At 46.6% G+C, this 7487-nt stretch carries 4 protein-coding genes; 1 reads left to right on the forward strand and 3 read right to left on the reverse strand.

Features of this window, described 5'->3' with window-relative positions:
* The first annotated feature begins 46 nt into the window (after positions 1-46).
* Positions 47-2701 (forward strand): ATP-binding protein, encoded by a 2655-nt coding sequence (locus tag DFR27_RS08225; protein ID WP_121876968.1) that lies wholly within the window; start codon positions 47-49, stop codon positions 2699-2701.
* A gap of 149 nt (positions 2702-2850) precedes the next feature.
* Here DFR27_RS08225 and DFR27_RS08230 read toward each other — a convergent pair whose 3' ends face one another.
* The 3 genes from DFR27_RS08230 to DFR27_RS08240 form a co-directional block, all read right to left on the reverse strand.
* Positions 2851-5163, reverse strand: coding sequence for a hybrid sensor histidine kinase/response regulator (locus DFR27_RS08230; RefSeq protein WP_121876969.1), 2313 nt, complete (start codon positions 5161-5163; stop codon positions 2851-2853).
* 76 nt (positions 5164-5239) lie between these two features.
* Positions 5240-5578: an Hpt domain-containing protein gene (locus tag DFR27_RS08235; protein WP_121876970.1), complete on the reverse strand. Its 339-nt coding sequence runs from the start codon at positions 5576-5578 to the stop codon at positions 5240-5242.
* Positions 5579-5735: 157 nt separating this feature from the next.
* A partial coding sequence (locus tag DFR27_RS08240) for a cadherin-like domain-containing protein (RefSeq protein WP_121876971.1) occupies positions 5736-7487 on the reverse strand: 1752 nt, incomplete at its 5' end.

Here is a 7487-nt window from a genome sequence, read left to right on the forward strand (position 1 = left end):
GAGTCTTGTTATACGAATCAAAAAACCAAAGCGAGCTTGCACTCAGATGAACAGACTCTACTCCCTTCCCTTCCGGTGGCAGCTAACACTGGTTGCTGGTGTGCCAATGATGGCCCTGTTATTCTTTATTGTTAACTCGGTAATAGAAAATCTATCGCGTTCTCAGGAAGTTGCTGATTTGGCTACCACCTACGAAGCCTACTCAGTGATTGGCGAAAGAATTGCTAAATTAGAAGCCCTTGGGATAGCAGCCACTCTGGGCGCACAAGAAGACCTCACAGCCTTCGCTGACCAGATAATCATCAACGAAGAACAAGTTAGAGAATTTACGTCAATGAGAATGGCGCCAGAGGTCAAGCAGGATTTTTTGTTCTGGTTTGAAGATCTCAATAATATCGCCGCGTTTGTACAAGCAGAAGAGTTTAGCAACGAAGAGATAGTTGAGTTAGTACGCGCGGAAATTGAAAATGGTGATGCGCTGGTTGAATATCTCGTTGTGAACATCTCTGACGATCAGCTCCGAAGAGGTGCTAATGCCTTCTCTGAGCTCTTCGATATTGGTGCTCGCGGTGCCTTAGAGTCGCTCCTCATCGCCGCTTACTCGCGATGGCCCAATGAGGAGACGTCTGAGGCGCTGGCACGAAATAATGTCCAGCAGTCACTATCTTTTCAACGCTACCTATCTCGCTTCGCCCAGGAGGAAGATATAAGCGCGCTCTTGGCTGTTACTCAGACACCTGAGTTTAGTCGTGCCCGCGAGCTCCGAAATTCAGCCATTAACGCAAGCGGCGCGACGATAGACATTTCCGACGTCGATATTTCACTGTTACGTGTTCGTGATGAGCAGCTTGAAAGTTTGGTTAAAAGCAGTGAAGCAACCATTATTGACGTTGCAAAGCTCAGATCTCAGGAAATTCTCAAGGAGACCTACCTCGGCTTAGCCTTGATGACACTGATCGGTCTCATGACTATCACGCTGGGTTTTCTGATTACTCGTCGAACGCTCACTGCGATTAACACCGTTGGGGAATGCTTAGATATCGTGGAGACTAAGAGGGATTTTGCGCGCCGAGTTAATATTTCAGGTCAAGATGAGCTTGCTGCGCTTGGTAAACAGGTGAATAGCCTGATTCAAGCTCGAGAACAAAGTGAACAAATTATTTTTGAGGAGCGTGATCGAGCACTCCGCGCCAAAGAGGAGGCTGAAAAAGCAAACTTTGCGAAAAGCATTTTTCTCGCCAACATGTCTCACGAAATCCGCACGCCACTCAATGGTATTATTGGCATGAGCGATATTCTCCGTCGTTCGAATCTCAGCACCGCGCAAGCTGAGCATCTAAGCACCATCCTTACTTCGTCTAAACACCTTTTAAATCTCATCAACGATGTGCTCGATATCTCTAAGATCGAATCCGAATCGCTTACTATTGTGCCCGTTGAATCTGAGATTTGGCAGCTCTTCACCGACATCACTGCCATTGTGATTCCGAAATCTCAGCAGAATAACAACAACTTTGAATTCGAAGCGCCGGACGATCTTCCGTCAACACTAATTCTCGATGATCACCGCCTTAAACAGATTCTTCTTAATCTATTGGGCAATGCTGTAAAGTTCACCAAAAATGGCACGGTTTCATTGATCATTGACTACGAGTTAAATGAACTCGATCAACAATATTGGCTCCACTGCCATATACAAGATACCGGCATCGGAATTAGTAACGACGCAGCCGAAAAGATCTTTGAGCCTTTTAAGCAGGCGGACGATTCCATCACTAGGGACTTTCAAGGAACAGGCCTTGGCCTAGCAATTTCACGTCAGCTCACCCGTCTAATGGGTGGGGATATAACGCTGAAAAGTAAAGCAGGTAAAGGTTCGACCTTTACGGTTTCAGTGCCGATTTCAGGGAGTTCCGATGATTTTGATGCTTCGGCACTTGACGATATCCCAGTGTATTGGTTGGCCGCCGATAATACCTCTGCGCAATTGACATGGAAGAGTCTGAATTACTTCTGCCCAAAGCTTAAGAAATTGACCGATAGCGATGTAATTCCGGAAAATTCCATTATTGCTATTCAGCCAGAAGACCCCAATCACTTGAACACTCTGTTAGAGATTATTGCCGAAAGAAATCTTGCTGATCACGCCATACTCTTTAAAGACTCATCGCTTGAGATAGATGACTCAGTCGTTGACAGGTCAAGAATCGGTTCAATATATAAACTACCTGTCCGAGGTAAAACGCTGGCTCAGCATTTGATGAAATTTAGCACGAAAAGTATAGAAACCATTGACCTAGGAATCCGCGGTGAGGGTGTAAAGGTGCTCGTTGTCGAAGATAACCCCGTAAACCAAATGGTTGCGCAACTAGGACTTGAAGAGCATGGCTTCGAGGTTATTCTTGCGGATAATGGCGAAGAGGGTATTGCTGAATGGGTTAAAGCCGCAACCCAGAAGAAACCTTTCCATGTCATCTTGATGGACTGCATGATGCCAGTCATGGATGGTTTCCAGTCTACTCAGGGTATTAGAGCTGAAGAAGAGTCCCTAGGCTGCCAACGCACTCCAATTGTAGCGCTCACAGCGAGTGTTCTGGACGATGATGTCAGCGCGTGCTTCGACGCTGGTATGGATGCGATTGTGCATAAACCCTACGAAATTGAGGTATTAGTTAAGAAGATCTTAGCCATGATATTCTAAGGCATTCAAGCCTTAGCTTAGCTATGTGTTGAACACTTAATAGCTAAGCGCCTTAATGGGACCTTTGTTTCGCGTCAGGCCGACTACCTTGACGATAACAGCACGGTTATTCTTCGACCTTAGCGCTTAAATTGAACTTTAGTGATAGATTAGCTTAACCACTTTTGTACCGTTGCGCTGAGTGTTAAAATTTCAATTGGCTTAGCTACATGATCATTCATACCAGCCTCTAAGCACTTATCTCTATCACCTTTCATAGCATTTGCAGTGAGCGCAACAATTGGAATTTCAGTAAAGTATTCCCCAGCTGCGCCAGCACGAATCTGACGCGTAGCCTCATAGCCGTCCATCTCGGGCATCATACAATCCATAAGAATCAAGTCTAAGTCAGCCCTATTTAAATGCTGCATTAGCGCCAATGCCTCGCAGCCATTCTCAGCCAGCTTCACGAGGGCTCCTCGCTCTTCTAACAGTGCTTTTGCTATCTCTTGGTTAATCAGGTTATCCTCAACCACGAGCAGTTTTACTCCGTCCAGCCGATCGATTGCCTTGACTGAGAAAGTAGCTATGAATTGACTCCCTTCGCCGAGCTGACTTTTTACCCTAAGATCGCCGCCTAATAATCGCGCGAGTTTTCTTGAAATAGCTAGCCCGAGCCCAGTTCCCCCGTATTCTCGAGTGGTGTTGGCATCAAGCTGATGGAACGCTTCGAATAAGTCGGCCTGATCCAAATCACTAATACCGATACCTGTATCCGTTACCGTCGCCAAGAGGACCAGGTTTTCATCACACTCCTCCAGCGTCAAAACAAGGCGGACCTCACCACTATGGGTAAACTTAATTGCGTTCGCTACGAGGTTGTCTATCACCTGCTGGATTCGGACTGGATCAGTAACGATGCCGGACTCAACTGACTTATCTACCTCCACCGTCAGCGTCAAGTTCTTTGCTTCCGCAGACGCATTGAATCGCTCAACCGTCTTAGACGCAAGGGATTGCAGTAATATTGCTTTCTGCTCCAGCTCTAGTTCGCCAGTGTCGATCGAGGAAAAGTCGAGTAAATCGTTGATCACCAAGAGTAACTCTTGCCCACTATACTTAGCTTGATCAAGTAATGTATTTTGCTCTTTGGATAAGGTGGTGCTTCCGAGCAGATCCAGTCGCCCCATAACGCCGTTCATTGGAGTACGCAACTCATGGGAAATATTTGCCAAAAATTGCTGTTTCGCAAGGTTACTATTTTCAGCATTAATTTGACCCTCGCGTATCAGGCGAATGCGATCAGAGAGCGCCGCAGCAAATAGCAGCATTTGGACTAGGAAACCACTTAACGAAACGGTATAGGAAGCCTCGGTCAAGCTAGGAAAAAATGTAATCAGAACAACCTGAACCGCGACAAAACAACCGAAGATGATCCAAGCTACGGCAAAGAACCTAGCAAACGCCAAGCCGTTTCTTACTGCGCTAATGGCAGCGCCAATACTAAGGATATAAAACACTAAACTTACAATTGGAATCACTCGAGCAAACGCGAAGTCACTAAAGATACTCCATACACCGATGACAATGACTAGATAAGAATGGCCGATTAGAGTCTTTCGCCAGTTGGGTGAAATCTCGCCTAGCCGGAGAAACCGAATTGAGAAATTTGCTGAAATAATCACCGTCAAAACCGCATAGAGCGACTGATATCCCGCGCTAAATATGGGCCACTGGGGCCAGACATACTGAAATCCAAAACCTGACGAAGCGAGAAAGAATAATATTACCGAAGCGATAAGCGCGCTGTACCAAATATAACTAACATCCCGTGTTCCAAAGAACAGGACGACATGAAAAATCATGAGACCTACTAGAACGCCAAATGAGATGAGCAGAAAGCTTGACCTTGATTGACTCTCCGTGACGAATTCACCCAGTGGCATTGCTTCGGGCGTGAATGAACGCATTACCCTTGCCTGCTTCTGATAATGAAGGATCATAATATTTGAGGCCGAGTCCTGCGGACGATAGCGAATTACCGTGTTGCGGTAGTTAACAGGTCTACTCGAAAAACCTTGATAACTATCGATAGCCCAACGGTTGATTAAAATTCCATCGGCGAAATGATAGGCTTGAACTCTACCTGGGAAGGACTGATGTAAATTTAAAACCCATGTAGGAGACTCGAACTCTTCTGCATTAAGCTCGCGAAGTGGTTCAGTATTCGGTAGCGTAATTCGAATCCATACTGGCCACCGAAGTGAGTTAGGGCCAGTCGTTGAAAGCGGCTGCCAGGCTTCCTCGTCTAAAGTATTAATATCAACATCATCGCCAGTCTGTGAATAGACTTCGACCGCTGTGATTTGGTTAGCGACAGCGAAGTTAGGAACGACAAAAAGGAGCACTACGCAAAAGCAAAGTGTCTTGAATATTTCCGGTAGCGGTAACTTAATTTCAATACTAGGGTGGATATAAGACACGCTTACTCCGTTATCACTCAAGCAATTCGCAGTTCTGTTGATATCATACAGACAGATTTATTATTGATATGCAGCCCTATAACGAAAGAATTTGGCGAATCTCATTACAGGCCTCAGCCATTGCCGCGTTATAGCCGTCAATGCCACTTATGATGTCATTCGTCAGATGATCTTTAGCTTGCTGATCTAACACGACGGCTAACTCCTTTACCTTCATAGCACCCACATTTTCGGATACACCCTTAACGGAATGAATAATTCTAGCCACTGCATCAAAGTCGCCATTCACATCATTGGCCGTAAAGCTATAACTACCAGCATCAACCGAATCGATGAATTTCTGGAGGATCTTTTTGTAGATAACCTCATGCCCGCCTAATAGCGATATTGCGTGTTCTTGATCAATAACCGACATTAAAACTGTGCCCTATTTAAGTGAGTAATAATGGAATTATAGCCCCCATTATTGGCTTTGCTTTGTAATCGATCAAAAATATTGCCTAGTCAAGATAATGACATAATAGGCAGAGCCTCGACAAAGTCCGAGGCCCCACCTTGATGTTTAGTGGCAATTAGCCGCCATATCCTTCATCGGGAAGAGTATCAGCACCCGACGACGGATCAGTACCACCAAGCCCTTCGTCAGTAGACCCATCGGCAAGTGGGTCAACGCTACTATCACCCTGATAATTAGTCCAATCACCAGCATCACTGTTACCGTCATACTCAACCAGAGCCTCTTGCGAGCCACCTGCACCATCAGAGAACGCATAACTACTATCAATCTCGACAACAATGTCAGTATGGCCATTGTCAATTGCCGTATCGTTGCTATCGAAACCAGTGACACTAATACTAGCTTGGCCCTCAAAGCTATCACCCAGATCAACTTGAATCGCTTGGTCTAGGTTACCCGAAATGGTAACTGAACCATCTAGGTTCTCGATACCATTAAGCACTGTGGCACCCTCTGGAAGATTATCCAAAGTAACCGTCGCCAAGTCCGCGTTTGAAGACAATGCATCCGGGATACTAATTGCTAATAAGTCACCCGGTGCTGCCGTTAGGTCCACGCTATCGTCAACCGTTGCCTCAACCGTGAGATTCAGCTGTCCTGTAGCCGTTGTTGTTCCGTCGCTCACATCATAGGTGATGTTCGCCACACCTTGGAAATCCGTATCAGGGATGACTGAATAGCTGCCATCGCCATTATCGGTAACAATGGCATTCGTTGCTTGGAAATTAGCTACCGAGAGCGAATCCCCATCTACATCCCCCGCATTACCGATTAGCTCATCAAGCGTAAGTGTTATCACCTCGTTAGTTTCGCTGTGAAGATCGATAGGCGCGGTCACCACTGGCGCATCGTTAACGGCATTCAACTGAATCACTGCCTGAGCTTCCGTAGTAGCACTGCCGTCGGATACCGAGTATGTCAACTCAACCAATCCGTTTGCGTCCGCTTCGGCAAAATAACTAAAGGTGCCGTCGCCATTATCAATGACTGTACCACCGCCGCTCGCCACCGAGACCAAGCTGACACTCAAGGTGTCCCCTTCAACATCGCTGGCACTCGCCGCCGCTAAGAGCTCGGCAGTTGATAGCATCAATGAGCCATCCTCGTCCGCGACAAAACTGGTGGTTGTGGTTGATTCCACTGTCGGCGCGTCGTTAATGGCAACGACATCCAAGGTCGCACTCGTCGAGCTAATTAAGCCTTCGTCATCGATTACTTGAACCTCGATACTCAACTCGCCATTGAAGTTCTCATTGGGCGTAAAGGTATAGAGCCCGTCGGCATTATTTATTTCAAGAACACCATCATTACCAATATAGAAGAGTGCGTGGACAGCTACTGAGCCATCTACGTCCGAACTATTGGCCAGTAGCTGCGCGTCGCTAAAGGTAATAGAACCGTCCTCGTCGACCGTATAGCTGGTAGCGCCCGCAATCGGTGCATCGTTGACCTCGGTAACGCTAACAGCAATCTCTGCCGTAGTGACCGCTGAGCCATCGCTAACACCGTAGCTTAGCGATAGATCGCCGTTAAAGTTTTCATTTGGTGCGAAGGTGTGCGTACCGTCACCATTATTGGTAAGTACGCCGTCGATGCCAGTGTAACTAACATTATCAATACTGAGGCTATCGCCATCGATGTCAGACGCATTCGCAAGTAGCGCGGCATCCGTTATCGTTAGGGTGCCGTCTTCGCTTACTGTGTAAGCAGCATCGCTAACAACGGCTACATCATTAATAGGATTAACCGTGAGGTCTACGCCGCTCGATACGGTTTCCGTACCATCGCTGACATCAAAGCTCAGATC

It is taken from the genome of Umboniibacter marinipuniceus (assembly GCF_003688415.1).
GTDB lineage: Bacteria > Pseudomonadota > Gammaproteobacteria > Pseudomonadales > DSM-25080 > Umboniibacter > Umboniibacter marinipuniceus.